Annotated in this window: 2 protein-coding genes; both read left to right on the plus strand. The window is 39.1% G+C overall.

Annotated elements, in window-relative coordinates; all coding sequences use genetic code 11:
- Positions 1-107 precede the first annotated feature (107 nt).
- Complete coding sequence (locus AC1DND_RS27985; RefSeq protein ID WP_477586135.1) at positions 108-1,046, plus strand: hypothetical protein; 939 nt, start codon at positions 108-110, stop codon at positions 1,044-1,046.
- On the plus strand, positions 1,036-1,336 hold a 301-nt coding region (locus AC1DND_RS27990), incomplete at its 3' end, for a hypothetical protein (protein WP_477586137.1). The genes AC1DND_RS27985 and AC1DND_RS27990, both read left to right, overlap by 11 nt.

Raw genomic sequence — 1,336 nt, forward strand, 5'->3', positions numbered from 1 at the left:
GAGTTGGAAATGAAAATGGCTACGAAGCAATAATTTATTTCAGCTTCATTATCTATAAATAACCAACCCTGTCAAGTTATTTTGAATATCAACCAAATCAATTCGAGATGAAATTTTTTACACTTTTATTTTTTGCATTTATCCCATGTTTTCTTCTGGCGCAGACTACTCAAGTAAAGGATGATGCCGGTGAGATGGGTGGGACATCTGGCTTTTATCAAACGATTAATCCAGTGAATTTTCCTACAGGTGCATCTGGTTGGTGGCATTTGCTCGATGTAAGGCACAGTAATGTTAACAATAACTACGCAATGCAGCTTGCCGGTGGTTTTTTCGATCAAAATTTTTACCTACGTAAAACGAATAACAATGCACAACAACCATGGCAAAAAATTGTAACGGAGCGCGATGGTAGGGTTGGTGTTGGAACTCTTTACCCCCAAAGTACATTACATTTGTATCAAAGTAATGCAGATCAGCCCGGGCTAATTGTACAAGGCACTACCATTAGTACAGATAGACAACAACATTACGTAGCCATAACCTTAGATGGCGATTATGGTAATGCAACAGGTAATTATTCTCAGATTAGAAGCTATAGTAATTTATATGAATATTGGGGAAGCAGGTTGGCTTTCTTTACTACATCATCAAGCGCAGCCAATAGCCTTGTAGAAAGAATGCGCATCGATGCCAATGGAAATGTGGGTATTGGCATCATAGCACCAACTGAAAAGCTCACCGTTAACGGTAAAATTAAAGCCAACGAGATCAGGGTAGATGGAGCTGGTGCGCCTGATTATGTATTTGAGGAAGGATATGAAATTGGAACTTTGAAGGAAGTTGAAAGTTATATCAAAATCAACAAACACCTGCCCGAAGTGCCATCAGCAAAAGAGTTTGAGCGCGATGGCATGGCAGTTGGTGAGATGAACAAACTGTTATTGAAAAAGATCGAAGAGCTTACACTCCATGTAATCGAAATGAATAAAAGGGTGGAGAAATTAGAGACAGAAAACCAAAAACTTAAAAGGAATGGAAATTAAACGTATCTTATTAATTGCTTTATTGTTTTGCTGTGCAATTGGTTCATCTAGTGGACAGGCCATAAATATCACGAATGATCAATACCATCTTTATGGCCCAAATTCTACTTGGTCGCAGTACCTGCAGGTTGGTGGTAATGGGCAGGTAACCGATCATGCCTTTGTAGCCGTAACCAACGGGAATTTGCATTTAGATGCAAAAGCTGGTTTTTCTACTTATATTAATTATTATAGTAAGGGAAATACATATCTCAGTCCGCAGGGTGGAAGAGTGGGCATAGGCACTACCG

The sequence above is a fragment of the Pedobacter sp. 01N416 genome (genome assembly GCF_056399685.1).